Genomic DNA, 17527 nt, shown 5'->3' on the forward strand with positions numbered 1-17527 from the left:
GCCTATTCGGCGACGGCGGTCAGCAGTGCCCACGTCCCGTCGGCGCCGCCGGTGAGGGCGGCATCGGTCAGCCAGTCATCCCAGTGTCGTACCGACCCGAACTCGGAGCGCCATGCGAGGAGCTGGGTGGTGAACAGGTGCAGGTCGTGTTCCGCGGTCGTGCCGATCGCCCCGTGCACCTGGTGGGAGTTGCGCACCACCACCGACGACGCGTGCCCGACGCAGGAGCGCGCCACGGCCACCGCGAACAGGGCCTCGTCGCTCAGCAGCGACTCCGTCGCGACCCGTACGGCGGCGTCGGTCGCCGCCCGCGCCAGCGACGTCTCCGCGGCGAGATCGCTGACGAGCTGCTGCACCGCCTGCAACTTCGCCAGGGGGCGCCCGAACTGCACCCGTCGCGTGGTGTGCTCGACGCACAGTTCGACGATCTTCTCCATCGCTCCGCACATCTGCACCGTACGGGCCAGTGCTCCTCGCAGCCGGAACTCGGCGACGACCTCGTCGGCGATCGGGACCCCGGTGAGCCGGTCCGTGACCACCGTGACATGGTCGCGGGGTTCCCCGGCGATGTTGTGTCCGGGGCGCAGGGAGACCTCGGCAAGCGACACGTCCGCGGCGTACCAGGTGCCGCCGTCGGGCCAGAGCACCACCAGCGATCGCACGTGGCGAGCCCACGGTACAGCGGTGGCCGTACCGTCGGCGTTCAGCACGCACGCCGACCGCAGAGCGTTGTCGACGGGGAGCCCGGCCGTCTCGAGCAGCCAGCCGGCCAGCAGATCGTGTTCGGCCAGCGGCACCGTCGCGGCGTGTTCGGAGGCGGTGGCGAGCAGCGCCGCCGCCTCCGGCCAGCCCGCGCCACTGCCGGAGTCGGACTCGCGGCCGGTCAGCCGGGTCAGGCCCAGCGATTCCAGGGTGTTCCACAACTCGGCGTTGAAGGTGCGCTCGGTGGTCCGTGGGCCGGCGGTCCGCGCGTGATCCTTGAAGACCTGCCGCATCATGTCGAGTAGTTCGGCGTTGTCGTGGCCGGACATCAGCGCATCCCCAATCCGCGGGCGATCACGCCGCGCAGTACCTCGTTCGTGCCGCCGCGCAGTGTGAAACCGGGCCGTTGGATCAGGCTCTCGCGCAGTAGTCGCTCGTAGCGTTCGGCGCCCAGCGTGTCGTCCGAGATCAGGTCGGCGAACTCCGCCAAGTCGCCCTCGGTCGTCGTGCCGAGTAGTTTCACCAGCGCCGCAGCCGTGTCCGCGGGCTCGTCCCGTTGCAGGGCGCCCGCCACCGCCAGCGACATGCGATGCAACCCGGTGAGCCGGGCGAACAGCCGTCCCAGGTTCGCGTCGCGGCGTAGTGAGCCGTCGCGCATCCCGTCGACGACCTCGGTGAACAGCTGATAGGTCGAGAGCAGTCGCTCCGGGCCGCTGCGTTCGAAGCCGAGTTCGTGGTTGACCTGCTTCCAGCCCTCGCCGATGGTGCCGAGCACCGACTCGTCGGGGACCAGCACGTCCTGGAGGAAGACCTCGTTGAAGTGGTGTGAACCGCCCATCGACACGATCGGCCGGATGTCGACCCCCGGCGAACGCAGGTCGACGATGAACTGGCTCAACCCCTGGTGACGGTTCTTCGGGTCCTGCGGGGCAGAGCGGGCCAGTACGAAGAAGGCGTGCGAGCGGTGCGCGTTCGATGTCCACACCTTGTTGCCGGTGATCTGCCAGCCGCCGTCGACCCTGACCGCCTTGGTTCGTACGCTGGCCAGGTCCGAGCCCGAGTCGGGTTCGCTCATCCCGATACCGAAGTACGCCTCGCCGGCGGCGATCTTCGGAAGGTAGCGCTGTTTTTGCTCCTCGGTACCGAACGCGAGCAGTGACGGCGCGATCTGCCGGTCGGCGATCCAGTGCGCCGCGACCGGGGCGCCCGCGGCGAGCAGCTCCTCGGTGACGACGAACCGCTCCAGGTGGGTGCGGCCCCGGCCGCCGTACTCGGTGGGGATGGTCATGCCGATCCAGCCGAGGGCGGCCAGCGTTCGGCTGAAGTCCTCGTCCCAGCCGGTGAGCCAGGTGTCCACCCCGGGGGCGAAAACGCCTTCCTGAGCGGTTTCTCGGAGGAAACTCCGAACCTCAAGGCGGAGAGCCGTCATCTCTGACGTCTCCTCCAGAGCCGGAGGGACAAGATTGCCGAGCACCGTGCCTCCCTGATCGGTGGCAATTTTTTCGTGAAAAACGCGTGAGGATCCTCAAAGCGCGTCGCCGCCGACTACAGCACACCGTTTATCCGGGTGACAAAGACGTTCTCGTAAACAATCGGATAGGAGTGACCTATGAGAGCGCCGAATGCGTCCGCGTTCTTCGACGCCATAGGCGGCGCCTATCCGAATGTTCGACGGTTGCTCTTTGACGTTCTGGTGGCTCGTGCCATGAACTGCTGTGGAGGATGGTCGGCTGGAGAGACGTCAAGGTCTGTGCGCCTCGGCGGAAGGGAAGTGTCAGGCATGTCGAGCAGCACCGCAGCCGCCCCCGTCGGTTTCGCCGCCGTCGCCGCCGCCGATCCGGATCGTGTCGCCGTCATCGACACCGACGGCACGTCGACGACCTTCGGCGAGCTGGCGCAGCGGGTCAACCAGCTGTCCCGGGCACTGCGGGAGAGCGGCCTGCGGCCCGGAGAGTGCGTTGTGGCGATGCTGCCCAACCGGCGTGCGTACTACGAGTTGCGGCTGGCCACCTTCCAGGTCGGGCTTTACTTCACCCCGGTCAGCCACCACTTCACCGCGGCGGAGATCGCCTACATCCTGGGGGACAGCGGCGCCGGGGCCGTCGTCATCGACGCGTCACTGATCGACGTCGTCGCGCCGGCCCTCGTCGAGGTGGACCTGGATCCGCGGCGGCGCATCTCCGTCGGCGGTGCTCCCGGCTGGGTCGACTACGAGGCACTGCTGGCCGGGTACCCGACGGCGCCGCTGGAAGATCCGATCGCCGGTGAGTACATGGGCTACACCTCCGGCACCACCGGCCGCCCCAAGGGCGTCCGCAAGGGGTTGTCGGGGAGGGCGCCCGCCGTGTCGGCGTTCACTCTCGGATTCATGGGGCGCCTCGGGATCCTTCCCGGCCGTGAGGTACACCTGGCGGCCGGCCCGCTGTACCACGCGGGACCGGGCACGTTCTCGTTCATGGCCCTGCAGCTCGGGCACACCGTCGTGGTCGCCGAGCGCCCTCGGCCGGAGGAGATCCTCGCCCTCGTCGAGCGGCATCGGGTGTCGGTGACGTTCACCGTGCCGACGGTCGTGCATCGGCTGCTGCGGTTGCCCGAGGAGGTCCGCGCTCGCTACGACGTGTCCAGCATGCGTGCCATGGTGCTCTCCGGCGCGTCGTGCCCGCCGGAGGTCAAGCGGGCCGCCATCGCCTGGTTCGGACCGGTCGTCTGTGAGTTCTACGGCACCACCGAGGGGTCGGCGGCCGCGCTGAACTCCGAGGAGTGGCTGAGCAAGCCGGGGAGCGTGGGATATCCCCTGCCGGGGATGCGGCTGCGGATCCTGGACGCCGACGGCGTCGAGTTGCCCACCGGAGAGATCGGCAATGTGTACTTCATGCCGCCGGTGCCGTTCGAGTACCACAACGATCCGGACAAGACCGCCTCGGCGATGCGCGACGGGTTCTTCTCCGCCGGTGATCTGGGTTACCTGGACGCCGACGGTTGGCTGTACATCGTCGACCGGCGCGTCGACCTGATCCTCTCCGGCGGAGTGAACGTCTACCCCGCCGAGATCGAGGTGGCGCTGATCACCCACCCGGCCGTCGCCGACGTCGCGGTCATCGGCGTGCCCGACCCTGACTGGGGGCAGCGGGTCGTCGCCGTCGTACAGCCCGAGCCCGGTACGCGGGCCGGCGACGCGCTCGCAGAGGAGCTCACCGAGCACTGCCGGGCCGTGCTGGCCGGATACAAGGTGCCCAAGGCTTTCGAGTTCCGCGGGGAGTTGCCCCGCAACGGTGCCGGCAAGCTGCGGCGCAGCGAGGTGCGAGAGACGTTCCTCGCCGATGAGTGAGATTAGTGATGAGTCGCACCACACCGTCGACCGCCGCGAGGCCACGACCCTAAGGGAAGAACCATGAGAGACGCGGTGATCGTCGACGCGGTCCGTACGCCGGTCGGTAAGCGCAACGGCGCTCTGGTCGGCCTGCACCCGGGTGATCTGTCGGCGTGCGTGCTGCGTGCGATCGCCGAGCGCAACGGCCTTGAACCCACCGAGATCGACGACGTGGTGTGGGGCTGTGTGACGCAGGTGAGCGAGCAGTCCGGCAACATCGGGCGGGTGTCGGTGCTCAGCGCCGGGTGGCCCGAGTCGATCCCGGGCACCACCGTCGACCGGCGCTGCGGCTCGGGACAGCAGGCCGTGCACTTCGCGGCGGCGTCGGTGATCGCCGGGCACTACGACATCGCGATCGCCGGTGGCGTGGAGTCGATGAGCCGGGTACCGATGGGCTCCAACGTGCAAGACGGGCAGCAGTACCCGGAGTCGGTGCTGGAACGCTACGGCGTCGGCGGTTTCAACCAGGGCATCGGCGCGGAGCTGGTGGCCCAGAAGTGGAAGCTGTCGCGCGCCCGGCTCGACGAATACTCGGTGCGTTCGCACCGGCTGGCCGCGACGGCGATCGACGCGGGCGCTCTCGACGCGCAGCTCGTGTCGGTGAACGGGTTGCTCACCGCCGACGAGGGGGTGCGCCGGGGCAGCACCACCGAGGTGCTGTCCGGGCTGCGCACCGTGTTCCGCGAGGACGGCGTGATCACCGCCGGTAACTCGTCGCAGATCTCCGACGCGGCGGCGGCGTTGCTGATCACCACCGGTGAGCTGGCGGCGGCGCGAGGTCTGCGGCCGATCGCCCGGGTTCACACGGTGGCGCTGGCCGGCGACGACCCGGTGATGATGTTGACCGCGCCGATCGAGGCGACCGCGAAGGCGCTGCGCCGGGCGGGCCTGAGCATTGACGACATCGGCGTCTTCGAGGTCAACGAGGCGTTCGCGTCGGTGCCGCTGGCCTGGCAGGCCGAGACCGGGGCGAGGACCGAGCGGCTGAACCCGCTGGGCGGGGCGATCGCGGTCGGGCACCCGCTGGGCGCCTCCGGCGGGGTGCTGATGACCCGGATGGTGCACCACATGCGTGACAACGGCATCCGTTACGGCCTGCAGACGATGTGCGAGGCCGGCGGCCTGGCGAATGCCACGATCCTCGAACTGCTGTAGACGGCGCTGGAAGAGACGAGACGATGAAGAGCACCCTGTACGGCCCCGATCACGAGGCGTTTCGCGCGACGGCGCGTGAGTTCCTCAACCGGGAGGTCGTGCCGCACTATCTCGACTGGGATGAGGCGAAGATCGTTCCCAGGGGTATCTTCCACAGGCTGGGTGAGCTGGGCGTGCTCGGTGTCCAGATCCCGGAGGAGTACGGCGGGGGCGGGCAGGACAGTTTCCTGTTCTCGGCGGTCTGGATGGAGGAGACCCAGCGCGCGTACGTGAACCTGGGCGGCCTGGCCGTGCACATGAACGTCGTGCTGCCGTACTTCCTGTCGTACGCGAACGAGGAGCAGAGGCGGCGCTGGCTGCCCGGCATGGCGTCCGGCGAGTTGATGACGGCGATCGCGATGACCGAGCCGGGAACGGGTTCGGACCTGGCCGGTATCGCCACCACCGCACGGCTCGACGGTGAGCACTGGGTGCTCAACGGGGTGAAGACGTTCATCACCGGCGGTATCCACGCCGATCTGATCGTGGTGGTGGCACGCACCGGCCAGGGCGGCGGACGTCGTGACGGGTTGTCGCTGCTGGTGGTCGAGAAGGAGATGGCGGGCTTCACCCGGGGCCGCAACCTCGACAAGGTGGGTCTGCGCACGCAGGACACCGCCGAGTTGTTCTTCGACGACGTCCGGGTGCCGGTGGCGAACCTGCTCGGTGAGGAGGGCGGGGCCTTCGGCTACCTGACCGGTAACCTGCCGCAGGAGCGTCTCGGTATCGCCGTCGCCGCGCAGGGTGCGGCGGAGGCGGCTTTGGCGGCGGCGCTGGAGTACGTGGCGAACCGCAAGGCGTTCGGTGTGCCGGTGGCTTCGTTCCAGAACACGAAGTTCGAGCTCGCGTCGTGCGCGGTGGAGATCGAGGCGGGCCGGGCGCTGCTGGACAGGGGCCTGGCGGAGCACGAGGCGGGCGAGCTCAGCCCCGTCGACGCCGCCAAGATCAAGATCTTCTGCACCGAGATGCAGTCCCGTGTCGTCGACCGCTGCCTTCAACTGCACGGCGGATACGGCTACATGCGCGAGTACCCGATCGCCCGGCTCTACGCCGACGCCCGGGTCACCCGCATCTACGGCGGCACCACCGAGGTACTCAAGACGATCATCGCGAAGTCGTTCGGGCTCTGACGGTCACAAGGGGAAGACATTGACCTCCTCCCCTCCCTGAAGGGAGGGGATTCCCCACGGTCGCCCGTGAGGGTTCCTGCTTCACCGCCAGTTGCCCGCCAGGAGGATCCCCCCTTTGAGGTCTTACACCGGCTCCACAGGCGTTTTACCTCTCCGCCAGCCCGGCGGCGAGGATGTTCTTCGCGGCGTTGACGTCCCGGTCATGGGCCGCGCCGCAAGCGCACACCCAGTCGCGGACGTTGAGCGGCATGGACCGCTGGAGGGTGCCGCACGCCGAGCACAGCTTGGAGGAGGGAAACCACCGGTCCACGACCAGCAACTCCCGCCCGTACCAGGCTGCTTTGTACTCCAGCATGGACCGCATCTGGCGCCAGGAGGCATCCGAGACGGCGCGGGCCAGGCTGTGGTTTTTCACCATGTTGCGCACGGTGAGGTCTTCGATCACGACCGTTTGGTTCTCACGGACGAGACGAGTGGTGACCTTGTGCAGATGATCACGGCGACGGTCGGCGATGCGGGCATACACGCGGGCGAGGGCGAGTTTCGCCTTGGCCCGGTTCGCCGACCCCTTCTCTTTGCGGGAGAGGTTCCGCTGAGCCTTGGCGAGCTTCTTGCGGTCGGCCCGCTCATGCTCGGGGTTGACGATCTTCTCTCCGGTGGAGAGCGTCGCCAACGCCGTGATGCCCGCGTCCACCCCGACCGCATTGGTCGTCGGGTCAAGCGGCCGGACGGTGTCTTCGCACAAGATGGAGACGAACCAGCGGCCCGCCGCGTCCTTCGACACCGTCACCGTGGACGGCTGTGCTCCTTCGGGCAGTGGGCGCGACCACACGACGTTCAGCGGGTCGTTCGTCTTCGCGAGGGTGAGCTGCCCGTTCTGCCATCGGAAGGCGCTGCGGGTGTACTCGGCGCTGAGGCGGGACTTCTTGCGGGACTTGAACGCCGGGTACTTCGCCCGCTTGGCGAAGAAGTTCGTGAACGCCGCCTGAAGGTGGCGCAATGCCTGCTGAAGCGGCACCGAGGAGACCTCGTTCAAGAACGCGAGGTCGTCGGTTTTCTTCCACTCCGTGAGCGCGGCCGACGACTGCACGTAGGAGGTCTTCCGGCCTTCCAGCATGTAGGCGCGGGTGCGTTCTTCGAGGGCTTTGTTGTAGACGAGGCGTACGCAGCCGAACGTCCGGGCAAGCTCTTCGGCCTGCTCAGGGGTCGGGTAGAAGCGGAACTTGAACGCCCGCTTCACGGTCTGCGCCATGCCTCACATTCTAGCGCAAGATCAGCTAACAGTGGACGTGTGTTCGATTCCAGGTTCGTGCGGCATGGTGCCGCGTTTCCTCTCCGGCCTGAAGGCCGGAGTATCCACGCTGGAGGTATTTGATGAATCTCGATGGACTCAACACGGCCGTCACCGGGGGTGCGTCCGGCCTCGGTCTGGCCACCGCCCGCCGGCTGATCGCCGCCGGCGGGACGGTCACCGTCATCGACCTGCCCACCTCCGACGGGGCCGCCGTCGCCAAGGAGCTGGGGGAGCGGGCGCACTTCGCGCCGGGCGACGTGACCGACCCGGAGTCGTTCGCCGCCGCCCTCGACGCCGCCGACGCGCGCGGCGGGCTGCGCGGGCTCGTGCACTGCGCCGGGGCCTCCCGCAAGGTGCGCGTCATCGACAGGGAGGGCCGCCCCGGCAGCCTGGAGGACTTCGAATGGACGATCAGGCTCAACCTGATCGGCTCGTTCAACGCGTTGCGCCTTGGCGCGGAGCGCATCGCCCGCCAGGAGCTCGTCGACGGTGAGCGCGGCGCGATCGTGATGACCGCCTCGGTGGCGGCGTTCGAAGGTCAGATCGGCCAGATCCCCTACACCGCTTCGAAGGCCGGCATCGTCGGCATGACCATCGTCGCCGCCCGCGACCTGGCCGGCCGCGCTATCCGGGTCTGCACCATCGCCCCGGGCATCATGGACACGCCGCTGCTGGCCCGGTTGCGCGACGACGTCAAGAAGTCGCTGGAGGCCACCGTGCCGAACCCGGCCCGGCTGGGTCGCACCGACGAGTTCGGGCAGCTCGCCGCCGCCATCCTGGAGAACGGCTACCTCAACGGAGAGACCATCCGCCTCGACGGTGCCATCCGGATGGCACCCCGCTGACGTGCCGGCTCACCGTGGTGGGGCGCGTGCCGGACAGTAGGGTTCTCGGAGTGGACCTGCATAACCTTGAGTACTTCCTCGCGGTCGTCGACCATCAGGGCATCAACGCCGCCGCGGAGAGCCTGCACCTGTCCCAGCCGACGATCTCCCAGTCGATCCGCGGCCTCGAACGCGAGCTGGGCACCGAACTGTTCCACCGTATCGGCCGGGGCATGGTGCTGACCTCGGCAGGGCACTCCCTGGTCGGCCCTGCCCGGCAGATCCTGCGCGACGTCGTCGCGGCCGAGAGCTCTGTGGTCGACGCGGCGGGCCGGCTGCGCGGGCGGCTCGACATCGTCGCGTACGCCACCCTGTCGGCCGGGTCGCTCGCCGAACTGATCGGCCGGTTCCGGGAACGTAGTCCCCAGGTGCACATCCGCATCGGTGACCTGCAGGACGAGGAGGCCGCCGCATCGCTGATCGTCGACGGGCATTGCGAGATCGTCGTCTGCTATCTGCCCACGGCGACCGGTGGGTTGGACACCTTGCCGCTGGGCGTACAGGAGTTCTGGGCGGTCTTCCCGCCCGGCACCGAGGTGTCGCGGGCCGATCCGCTGCCGAGGGCCCAGTTGCCCGACGTACCCCTGATCGTCGTGCCGCCGGGCAGTTCCTGGGCGACCGAGATCGAGCGCGCGGTGACCGCGGCGGGGCGGCTGCGCCGGCCCGCCGCGATCATCGCGCACCGGGAGGCTCGGCTCGCGTTCGTGCTGGCCGGGCTCGGCGGAACCTTCATGGAACGATCCATGGCCGAAGCCGCCGCCGCCCGTGGGGCGGTGGTCCGGGCGGTCGACCCCTGTTTCAGCCGCCCCTACGGGCTGCTGTTCAACCCGGAAGCGCTGTCGCCGGTCGGACGGGCCTTCATCGAGCTGGTGCGGGAGCAGGTGGCGGATACAGCCGCCGCACACAGTCGATGAACGCCTGCGCGGCGGGTGACAGCGCTCCCGGCCGGAACACCAGGCCTACCGGACGCTCCAGACGCGGCGTCGTCGAGCGCACCACGACCCCGGTGACCTCCTGTTCGGCCACCTGGCGCGGCAGCAGGGTCGCCCCGGCGCCGTTGGCCACCAGCGCCCAGATGGCCTGCCGGTGGACGCACTCCACCACGACCTGCAACGTCACCCCGGCCGGTACGGCGTGGGCCGCAGTCCGGTTGGGCCCCGCCGCCCCCTCCAGGACGAGCGGGATCTCAGCGATGTGGGCCACCGGCACCGGATCGGGCAGCCGCTGTGCCAGTGCGGGCGGCAGCACCAGGCAGATCTCCTGGGTGAACAGCTCCATGGACCGCAGTGTGTCGCTGCGCACCGGCAGCTCGGAGAGTCCCAGCTCGACGCCTCCCTGGCGGACCATGGACACCACCCCGGCCGGACTGCCCGGGTCGCTGACGCTGACCAGCACTCCGGGATGCTCCCGGTTGAACGTGCTGACCAGCCGGGGCAGCGGTTCGACGGCGAGGGTGGAGAGCGCGGCCATGTCGAGGCGTCCGCTGCGCAACTCCCGCACCGCCGCCACCCGCTGCCGGGCCCGGACCACATCGGCGAGGATCCGGCGCGCCGACACCGTGAACGCCTCTCCCTCGTCGGTCAGCCGCAGTTGCCGTCCGGCCCGGTCGAACAGCTGCACGCCGAGCCTGCGTTCCAGGGTGCGGATCGCCTGTGACAGCGACGGTTGCGCGATGTAGAGCGCCTGCGCGGCCCGAGTGACCCCACCGTGATCGACGACAGCGATGAAATACTCTATGAGCCGGAGATCCACGCTGACACCCTACTGTCGCCTGAGGCCTGAATCCCGTCGGCATCCCGTCGGCATCGCCGAGTTCCGTCCGGCGGTAACCGGCGCCGTGCGCTTCAGGAAATAGCGCGCCATCTTGCCGGAAGTGCGACAGGGAAATCCGTTCCAGTCGTTGGAACAGAAACACGGCCCCCGCTACGTCGGCAACTAGTTTGCATTCGAGTCACCAGTCCGGCCACCGGGAAACGCCATGTCGACGTTCCCGGCCGGCCCGTGCCGTGCATGTGTTTGCGGGCGCCGAAAGAGCAAGGGCGTTGCGATGGAGATCTGGCAGGTCAATTTTCCCATTCCAGGTCGTACCGGCCGGATGGCCAAACGGGCCGAGGACGCGGGCTGGGACGGTCTGGCCTTCGGTGATACCCAGTGCCTCACCGGCGACGTGTTCGTCGGCATGGCGCTGGCCGCGGAGGCCACCGAACGGCTGCTGGTGGCCCCGGGTATCTCCAACCCGGTGACCCGTCACCCGTCGGTGATGGCGGCGGCGGTGCAGTCGGTCCACGAGGCCTCCGGCGGCCGGGCCGTGCTCGGCATCGGCCGTGGTGACTCGTCGCTGACCTACATCAACCGCAAGCCCGCGAAGCTCGCTGACTTCGGCACGTATGTGCGCCAGGTACGCGGTTACCTGCGCGACGAGATCGTCGACCTCGACGGCTTCGAGAGCCGCTCGGAGTGGATCGGCAGGTCGACGCTGCCGCCGGTGCGCGTCGACGTGGCCGCCAGCGGCCCCAAGGCCATCGCGATGGCCGCTCGTGAGGCCGACGGCATCATGTTCGCCCTCGGCGCCGACCCGGAGCGGATCGCCGCCGCGATCGCCTGGGCCCGGCAGAGCCGCGCCGAGGCGGGCAAGGATCCCGCCGACCTCACCTTCGGCGCCTACATCAACGTGATGACCGGCTACGACGTCGAAGCGGCCCGTTCGATGCTGGCCGGCGCGGTGCTGACCATCGCCCGCTTCTCCGCCACCGCGCGGTTCGCCACCGAGGACCCCGCGCTCCAGGAGCAGTACCGGCGGGCCGCCGAGGCGTATGACCGGATCCACCACGCGAGCAGTGGCAGCGGACACGGCACGGTGCTGGAGCCCGAGTTCATCGACCGCTTCGCCGTGGCCGGGCCACCACAGGCGTGTGTCGACCGCCTCCAGGCACTCAAGGCCGCCGGACTCGACCGGGTGGTGGTGCTGATGGGCGCCCGCGACGGCGACCGCGAGGTGGTGAACGCCGGTTTGAAGCTGTTCACCGAGAAGGTCCTGCCGAACGCGCGGTGAGCAGCCGTCGGCCGGTCTCCGCTTGAAGAAAGGTTCTCCATGTTTGTTCTTTCCTCGTCCGCCGAGGACCAGCTCATCGCCGAGACGGCGCGCCGGCTGGCACTCGGCCCCGTGGACCAGGCGGCACGTGAGGTGGACAGGACCGGCGCCATCGCGGAGGGGCTCTGGCGCCGGCTGCGCGACTTCGGCTTCACCGCCCCGGTGGCCGAGCACCTCGGCGGCACTCCGAACGCGGTCACCCAGCTGCGCGCCGTCGAGAACCTCGCCTACGGCGATCCGGGCATCGTGGGTACCGCCGTCCTGGCCGGTGGCTCCACGTTGATCATCGACGCCGCCGGTACCGGGGAGCAGCGGAACCGCTGGCTCGCCGGGGTCGCGGACGGGGCGCGTGCGGCGCCCGCACCGGCCCTCTACGAGCGCTACGGCCTGCCGCCCGAGGAGTACGACACCACCATCACCGCCGAAGGCGACGGCTGGCGGGTGCGCGGCACCAAGTACGCGGTGGCGCTGCTCGACGGTGTCACCGAACTGCTCGTCGTCGGGGTGGACCCGCAGGGCGGTCTGCGCGCCGCCGTCGTCGGCCTCGACCGGGAGGGCGTCGACACGAAGCGTGTCTCCGGCACCTCGCACATCGCGCTGAGCGCGGCGCGACTGTCCAGGGTCCACCTCGATGTGCTCGTCGCGGCGGACGACCTGCTCGGCGGCGTGGACGCCGACGCGCGGTCACTCGCGTTCGCCGTCGCCCGGACTCGGCTGCTGGCGCCGGCGGTGGCGCTCGGTGGCGCGAACCGGGCCCGGGAGTACGCCACGAAGTACGCGACGGAACGCATCGCGTTCGGCAGGCCGATCTTCGACTTCCAGGGAATCTCCTTCACCCTCGTCGACGATCAGATGCGGCTCGACGCGGCCCGGCTGGGCCTGCTGTCGGTGGCGAGCGGGCTGGACCGGGGGCGCACGGAGGCGCTCGCCGACGTCAGCCGGATCGTCAACGAGACGCACGCCGCGGCGACCGAGGCGACCCGCAACGCCATCCAGGTGCTCGGTGGCCACGGATTCCTCACCGACCACCCGACGGAGCTGTGGTACCGCGCTGCCGCGCTGCTTTCGACCCTGGACGCCGACCCGTATTTCGCGAGCTTCGCGCCCGCGGTCTGAGAGGTACCCACAGTGACGCTCGCCTTTGAATTCAGTCCGGAGCTGCAGCGCTACGAGCGCGAGCTCAAGGAATGGTCGGTGGCCCAGATCCGGCCGCACGCGCGCCAGGCCGACGCCGACCATCGGCCGCCCGCGAACTACCGGGAGATCTTCGAGACCTGCCCGGTGAAGATCAGTAAGCACGTCGCCAAAGGCCGCGACAACGACCTGCCGCAGTTCCCCGACGGTGAGCTGATGCGGGTGATGGCCCAGTATGAGGGCCTCAACTACGGCGACACGTGGGCGCAGAGCTACGTGAGCGGTGGTATCGGCCACGTCGTCGTCAGCCTGCTCGGCACGCCGGAACAGATCGACCGCTGGTACGAGCCGGTGGTGCGCGGTGGCGGCGTCACCGGGTTCGGTCTCTCCGAGCCGGGCGCGGGCTCCGACACCAGCGGGCTGGCGACCCGGGCCGTCCGTGACGGCGACTCGTGGGTCATCAACGGTTCGAAGATCTTCTGCAGCCACGCCGCGTCCGCCGAGTACGTGGTGGCGTTCGCCGTCACCGATTCAGAGAAGGGCATCGCCTCGGCCGAGGCGTTCGTCATCGAAAGGGGCACCCCCGGCCTGGTGATCCTCAAGGAGAACGAGGACAAGCTGGGTCTGCGGGCGTGGGAGACCACCCATGTCGGATTCGAGGACTGCGTCGTGCCGTTGGAGAACCGGCTCGGCCACGACCCGTCGGCCGGCACGAACGGCGCCGGTGGCGCCCGCCTCAGTGCGCTGTCGGTACTGAACCAGAACCGGCCCAACGTCTCTGCCTTGTCGACGACGGTGGCGCAGGCCGCCCTCGATCTGACCGGTGAGCTGCTGCACGAGCAGCGGCTGGGCTTCCGCGCCGACCGCTGGTCGCTGATCCAGCGCGAGCTGGAGGGCATGGCCGCGGCCCTGACGCGTAACCGGCACCTGAACCGGCACGCCCAGTGGATGCGGCAGCACGACCTGCAGAACCGCGTCGAGGCATCGATGGCGAAGGCGTTCGGCCCGCCCACGTCCGAGCGGGTGGTGCGGCGCTGCATGCAGCTGCTCGGGCCGGAGGGCACCAGCACCGAACTGCTGCTGGAGAAGTGGTACCGCGACCTGAAGATCCTGGACATCTTCGAGGGCACGGGGCAGATCCAGCGCGTCATCGTGGCCAAGGATTTCGCCAAGAAGGCTCGGGGCTGACCCGGCGCGACGCGAATCGGCCGGTTCCCCGCCCTGGGGAACCGGCCGATTCGCGTTGTCGCGCCGGGTCAGTTCTTCAACGTCGGGGTCTTCGTGTCATAGCCGGCCTTCAGGAAGCGGCGCAGCAGGTCCCGATCGCCGACGACGCGCCGGAACCGTTGCACCTCCCGGTCGAGCCGTCGTGGATCGTCCATGTTGAAAACGAACTGCTTGAACTCCGACGACAGCGGTGAGGCGTGCTCGGTGAACGCCTGACGGCGCAGCTGTGAGTAGCGGTCCAGCACGGCCGGGTCGTCGGCGTCGATGATCACCCGGGTCAACGTCTCGATCAGCGTCCACACGTCGAAGAACCCGCCGGCGAAGCCGACCGCCGACGACGGGTTGGTGACGTGGGCGGCATCGCCCACCAGTATGCCCCGGCCGACGCGGAAGCGGTCGGCGACCCGCTCGTGCATACGGAACGCCGACCAGGCGTGCACCTCGATGTCGTCACCGCCGGGCAGGGCCCGTTTCAGTGCCGCGGGAATCCGCTGCGCGATCTCCTCCACGGGCAGGCGCAGCGATTCGGCGTAGGTGTAGCGCCACAGGCCCTCACCGTCGATCTCGGCGACGAGCGCGCCGTCGACCGGGTCGATCATGCCGGTGCAGCGCTGGACACCGAGGCCGGCGAAGTCGTAGGTGATGTTGGTGGCGACGAAGCTTTCCGGCCAGGTCATGCCGGGGAAACCGAGGCCCATGCCGCGCCGGACGACACTGTGGGCGCCGTCCGCCCCGATGACCCAGGAGGTGCGGTGTCGCAGATTCCCCTCGGGGCCGCCTGCGACGATGGTGGCGCCGTGCTCGTCGAGGGTCACCTCGGTGGCCCGGCTACCCCAGTGCACGGTGACATTGGGCAGCTTGGTGGCATGCCTGAGCAGGATCTCGGCCAGCCGGTCCTGTTCCAGGTGCAGGTTGAAGGGCCGGTTCACCTCGTCGCCGAGGACCCCGAGGTCGAACCGGAACGTCTCGCCGGTGGCGGTGACCCGCAGTGACCAGGAGTCCTGGACGAGGCCGGCGCTCAGTACGTCGTCGAGGATGCCCAGCCGGTCGAGGCCGTCGAGGACCGACCAGTGGATGATCATCGCACGGGGGGCTCGGACGACGTTGCTCGCGGCTTCCAGGACGGTCACGGGGATGCCTGCCTGTGCCAGGCCGAGTGCGGCGAGCAGCCCGATCGGGCCACCGCCGACTACGGTCACGTCATCGCGCGTCATCGCGTTTCTTCTCCACTGTCGAGTCCGCTGTCGAGTCCGCTGTTGAGGGATCACCGCTCCGCCCGGCGAGCAGGGCGACCGCGTTCGCCGAGCGCAGCGCGCCTGACTCATCGTCGGTGATGGTCCCGTCGCGACGGGCCGTCTCGATCTCTTCGGTCGCGGTATGGATCTGGCGGGTGATGAACGGGTGGTCGGTGCCGGTCATCACCCGGTCGGCACCGAACCGGTCGATGATCAGACGCAGGTGCCCGGGATCGAAGGTGAGCGAGTCGACCCAGAACCGGCGGATGGTGGCGGCCAGGTCGATGGTGTGGTCGACGTCGCCGAGGCGGGCGCCCCTGGCCAGCCGGGGCCAGGCCCAGGGCAGGGTGCCGCCACCGTGCGAGAGCATCACCCGCAGCCTGGGGAAGCGCTGCATGACCCCGCCGAAGATGAGCGCTCCGGCGGCCATCGCCGTGTCGGTGAGCATGCCGAGGCCGAAGTCGTAGGGCTGACCGCGTCGGCGGATGGCGCCGCCGCCGCCGTCCATCGGGTGGACGAACACGATGGTGTCGGTGGCTTCGGCCGCCGCGAAGAAGGGGGTCAGCGCCTCATCGTCGAGTTCGAGGCCGTTGACGGTGGTGCCGATCTCGACACCGGTCAGTCCGAGCGTGCCGGAGAGGTGTTCGAGTTCCCTGACGGCGGCGGCGGGATCCTGCAACGGTACGGTGCCCCAGGCGGTGAGCCGCCCGCCGGAGGCCCCGGCGGTCTGGGCGAGGGCCTCGTTGAGGGCGCGGGCGTAACGGGCCGCGGGTTCCGGCTCGGCGTCGTAGACGAGGGTGACAGGTACGGGGGAGATGACCTGGTGGTCGATGCCGGCCTCGTCGAGTTCGCGCAGGCGTTCGGTGACGTCCCAGAGGCTGGGGCGTACGCGCCGGAAGAGCGAGTCGCCGATCAGGATCTGACCTTCGGTGTCGCCGGTCCGAAGGCGTGGCCACCGGGGTCCCGCGGTCTCGCCCGGCCAGCCCGGCAGGTGCCCCGGGAGGAAGTGCGCGTGGACGTCGACAGTAGGCTGGCGTCCCTGCCCCATGGTGCCTCCTCCGCTGCGGGCGCGAGCAGGCGATGGTCGTCGCCGGGAGCCGGTTCGGCTCCCGGGGGTCGCACTGCTGATTGATCTATTTACATCCGGGCATGCTAGGGCATCCGGAAATCGGTTGCGGAGATTTGTTCCAACCACCGGAATCTCTCCGGGGCCGGGTAACGTGCGTCACACTCTCCGCAGGATCTGCTGTGACTGTGTTATCCTCCACGAAACGTGTAGGAAACAATGCGGGATTTTTGTGGAAAAAAGGGTCTCGGCGTAGCTCTACCAGGCCGGATCAAGCTCGACGGGGGTGCCGATGGCGGAATTCGAATCGGTGGATCCCGTCGATGGGGATTCCCCTTCCATTCTCACCAAGGCATTCGATATTCTCCGGGCTTTCAGCGCCGACGACCGAGTAATGACCTTGAGTGAACTCGCGCGTGCGGCCGGATTGCCGAAATCCACGGTGCACCGCATTATCGCCCGCCTCATCGACCTGGGCGCCATCGAGCAGCACCGGCGCGGCTACAAGATCGGCCTTGGCCTCTTCGAGATGGGTGTGATCACGCCGGCCGGCAGCATGCGGGACAAGGCGATGCCGTTCCTCGCGGCACTGCACCGGTGGACCGGGCTGACCGTGCACCTCGCCGTGCTGCGCCAGTTCGACGTCGTCTATCTGGAGAAGTTCGCGTCCGCGAACTCGCCGGTCACCGTTTCCCGGGTCGGCGCGCGACTCCCCGCGAACTGCACCGCGATCGGTAAGGCGATGCTCGCATGGGAGAACTTCGAGGATCTCGAGGCGTTCCTTCCCTCGCCGCTGCCGCGGCTGACGCCCGCGTCGGTCGCCACGATCGACGAACTGCTCGTCGAGCTCCGTAAGATCCGAGCCGAGAAGAGCGCGCACGAATCGAACGAGTCGCAGGCCGGTGTCGCCTGCATGGCCGTTCCCGTCATCGTCCAGGACGCCGCCGTCGCCGCCGTATCGGTCGCCTACGACTCGGCCACCCGGCTCGACTTCAAGGTCGAGGGCGCGTTGCGGCAGACCACCGCCCGGATCGCCGCGGCCTGCCGCATGGGTCTGGCCAACGGTCACTCACACTGGTTCCCCCGCGACTACTGAAGCAGCCCCGGGCGGGGTTCTTCGGCACGGATGTTCCGGTTGCCGGGACACGTGTCGGAGTCGGCACCCATGGTGCCCGACAATCGGCGGCGTAGTAGACGGTG

The 17527-nt window shown here is 69.1% G+C and carries 14 protein-coding genes and 1 pseudogene; 9 read left to right on the forward strand and 6 right to left on the reverse strand.

Going from position 1 to position 17527, the window contains the following annotated elements:
- Window positions 1-2: 2 nt before the first annotated feature.
- Both ACIBH4_RS21595 and ACIBH4_RS21600 read right to left on the reverse strand, forming a co-directional pair.
- A complete protein-coding gene (locus ACIBH4_RS21595) occupies window positions 3-1031 on the reverse strand; it encodes an acyl-CoA dehydrogenase family protein (protein ID WP_362517154.1) in 1029 nt (342 codons plus the stop codon).
- The gene (locus ACIBH4_RS21600) at window positions 1031-2131 is read right to left on the reverse strand and encodes an acyl-CoA dehydrogenase family protein (RefSeq protein WP_362767591.1); all 1101 of its coding nucleotides are present in this window, start codon (window positions 2129-2131) and stop codon (window positions 1031-1033) included. Before ACIBH4_RS21600 ends, ACIBH4_RS21595 begins: the two co-directional genes overlap by 1 nt.
- A 351-nt stretch (window positions 2132-2482) precedes the next feature.
- Between ACIBH4_RS21600 and ACIBH4_RS21605 the strand changes: the two genes are divergently transcribed.
- The 3 genes from ACIBH4_RS21605 (at window position 2483) to ACIBH4_RS21615 (ending at window position 6396) form a co-directional block, all read left to right on the forward strand.
- Window positions 2483-4030 carry an AMP-binding protein gene (locus ACIBH4_RS21605; protein WP_362517149.1) on the forward strand — a complete coding sequence of 516 codons (1548 nt, stop codon included), beginning with the start codon at window positions 2483-2485 and terminating at the stop codon, window positions 4028-4030.
- Window positions 4031-4093: 63 nt separating this feature from the next.
- The gene (locus ACIBH4_RS21610; RefSeq protein ID WP_362517146.1) at window positions 4094-5227 is read left to right on the forward strand and encodes an acetyl-CoA C-acyltransferase; all 1134 of its coding nucleotides are present in this window, start codon (window positions 4094-4096) and stop codon (window positions 5225-5227) included.
- A gap of 23 nt (window positions 5228-5250) precedes the next feature.
- Entirely contained in the window at window positions 5251-6396 is a 1146-nt protein-coding gene (locus tag ACIBH4_RS21615; protein ID WP_362517143.1) for an acyl-CoA dehydrogenase family protein, read from the forward strand.
- Here the strand turns inward: ACIBH4_RS21615 and ACIBH4_RS21620 are convergent.
- Window positions 6371-7648 (reverse strand): annotated as a pseudogene (locus tag ACIBH4_RS21620) (RNA-guided endonuclease InsQ/TnpB family protein). The gene ACIBH4_RS21615 and the pseudogene ACIBH4_RS21620 overlap by 26 nt on opposite strands.
- A 122-nt stretch (window positions 7649-7770) precedes the next feature.
- Here ACIBH4_RS21620 and ACIBH4_RS21625 point away from each other — a divergent pair.
- Window positions 7771-8535 carry an SDR family NAD(P)-dependent oxidoreductase gene (locus ACIBH4_RS21625; RefSeq protein WP_362517137.1) on the forward strand — a complete coding sequence of 255 codons (765 nt, stop codon included), beginning with the start codon at window positions 7771-7773 and terminating at the stop codon, window positions 8533-8535.
- 50 nt (window positions 8536-8585) lie between these two features.
- A complete protein-coding gene (locus ACIBH4_RS21630; protein WP_362517134.1) occupies window positions 8586-9488 on the forward strand; it encodes a LysR family transcriptional regulator in 903 nt (300 codons plus the stop codon).
- On the opposite strand, the gene ACIBH4_RS21635 is transcribed toward ACIBH4_RS21630, so the two are convergent.
- On the reverse strand, window positions 9433-10326 hold the full coding sequence (locus ACIBH4_RS21635) for a LysR substrate-binding domain-containing protein (RefSeq protein ID WP_362767589.1): 894 nt from the start codon (window positions 10324-10326) through the stop codon (window positions 9433-9435). The genes ACIBH4_RS21630 and ACIBH4_RS21635 overlap by 56 nt on opposite strands.
- A gap of 295 nt (window positions 10327-10621) precedes the next feature.
- Here ACIBH4_RS21635 and ACIBH4_RS21640 point away from each other — a divergent pair, with 295 nt between their 5' ends.
- Genes ACIBH4_RS21640 through ACIBH4_RS21650 form a run of 3 tightly spaced genes read left to right on the forward strand, consistent with a single transcriptional unit; the run spans window position 10622 to window position 13987 of the window.
- Entirely contained in the window at window positions 10622-11626 is a 1005-nt protein-coding gene (locus ACIBH4_RS21640; protein WP_362767586.1) for an LLM class flavin-dependent oxidoreductase, read from the forward strand.
- Between the two features lie 39 nt (window positions 11627-11665).
- Window positions 11666-12781, forward strand: a complete 1116-nt coding sequence (locus ACIBH4_RS21645; RefSeq protein WP_362517125.1) for an acyl-CoA dehydrogenase family protein — start codon at window positions 11666-11668, stop codon at window positions 12779-12781.
- A gap of 12 nt (window positions 12782-12793) precedes the next feature.
- A complete protein-coding gene (locus ACIBH4_RS21650) occupies window positions 12794-13987 on the forward strand; it encodes an acyl-CoA dehydrogenase family protein (protein ID WP_362517122.1) in 1194 nt (397 codons plus the stop codon).
- A 68-nt stretch (window positions 13988-14055) separates the two neighbouring features.
- Here ACIBH4_RS21650 and ACIBH4_RS21655 read toward each other — a convergent pair whose 3' ends face one another.
- Together ACIBH4_RS21655 and ACIBH4_RS21660 are read right to left on the reverse strand one after the other, a co-directional pair.
- A complete protein-coding gene (locus ACIBH4_RS21655; RefSeq protein WP_362517119.1) occupies window positions 14056-15240 on the reverse strand; it encodes an NAD(P)/FAD-dependent oxidoreductase in 1185 nt (394 codons plus the stop codon).
- A complete protein-coding gene (locus ACIBH4_RS21660) occupies window positions 15227-16309 on the reverse strand; it encodes an amidohydrolase family protein (RefSeq protein WP_362767583.1) in 1083 nt (360 codons plus the stop codon). The genes ACIBH4_RS21655 and ACIBH4_RS21660 overlap by 14 nt, the downstream gene beginning before the upstream one ends.
- 310 nt (window positions 16310-16619) lie before the next feature.
- Here ACIBH4_RS21660 and ACIBH4_RS21665 point away from each other — a divergent pair, with 310 nt between their 5' ends.
- Window positions 16620-17423: an IclR family transcriptional regulator gene (locus tag ACIBH4_RS21665; RefSeq protein ID WP_350948862.1), complete on the forward strand. Its 804-nt coding sequence runs from the start codon at window positions 16620-16622 to the stop codon at window positions 17421-17423.
- The last annotated feature ends 104 nt before the right edge of the window (window positions 17424-17527 follow it).

The sequence above is a fragment of the Streptosporangium sp. NPDC050284 genome, from assembly GCF_044459525.1.
GTDB lineage: Bacteria > Actinomycetota > Actinomycetes > Streptosporangiales > Streptosporangiaceae > Streptosporangium.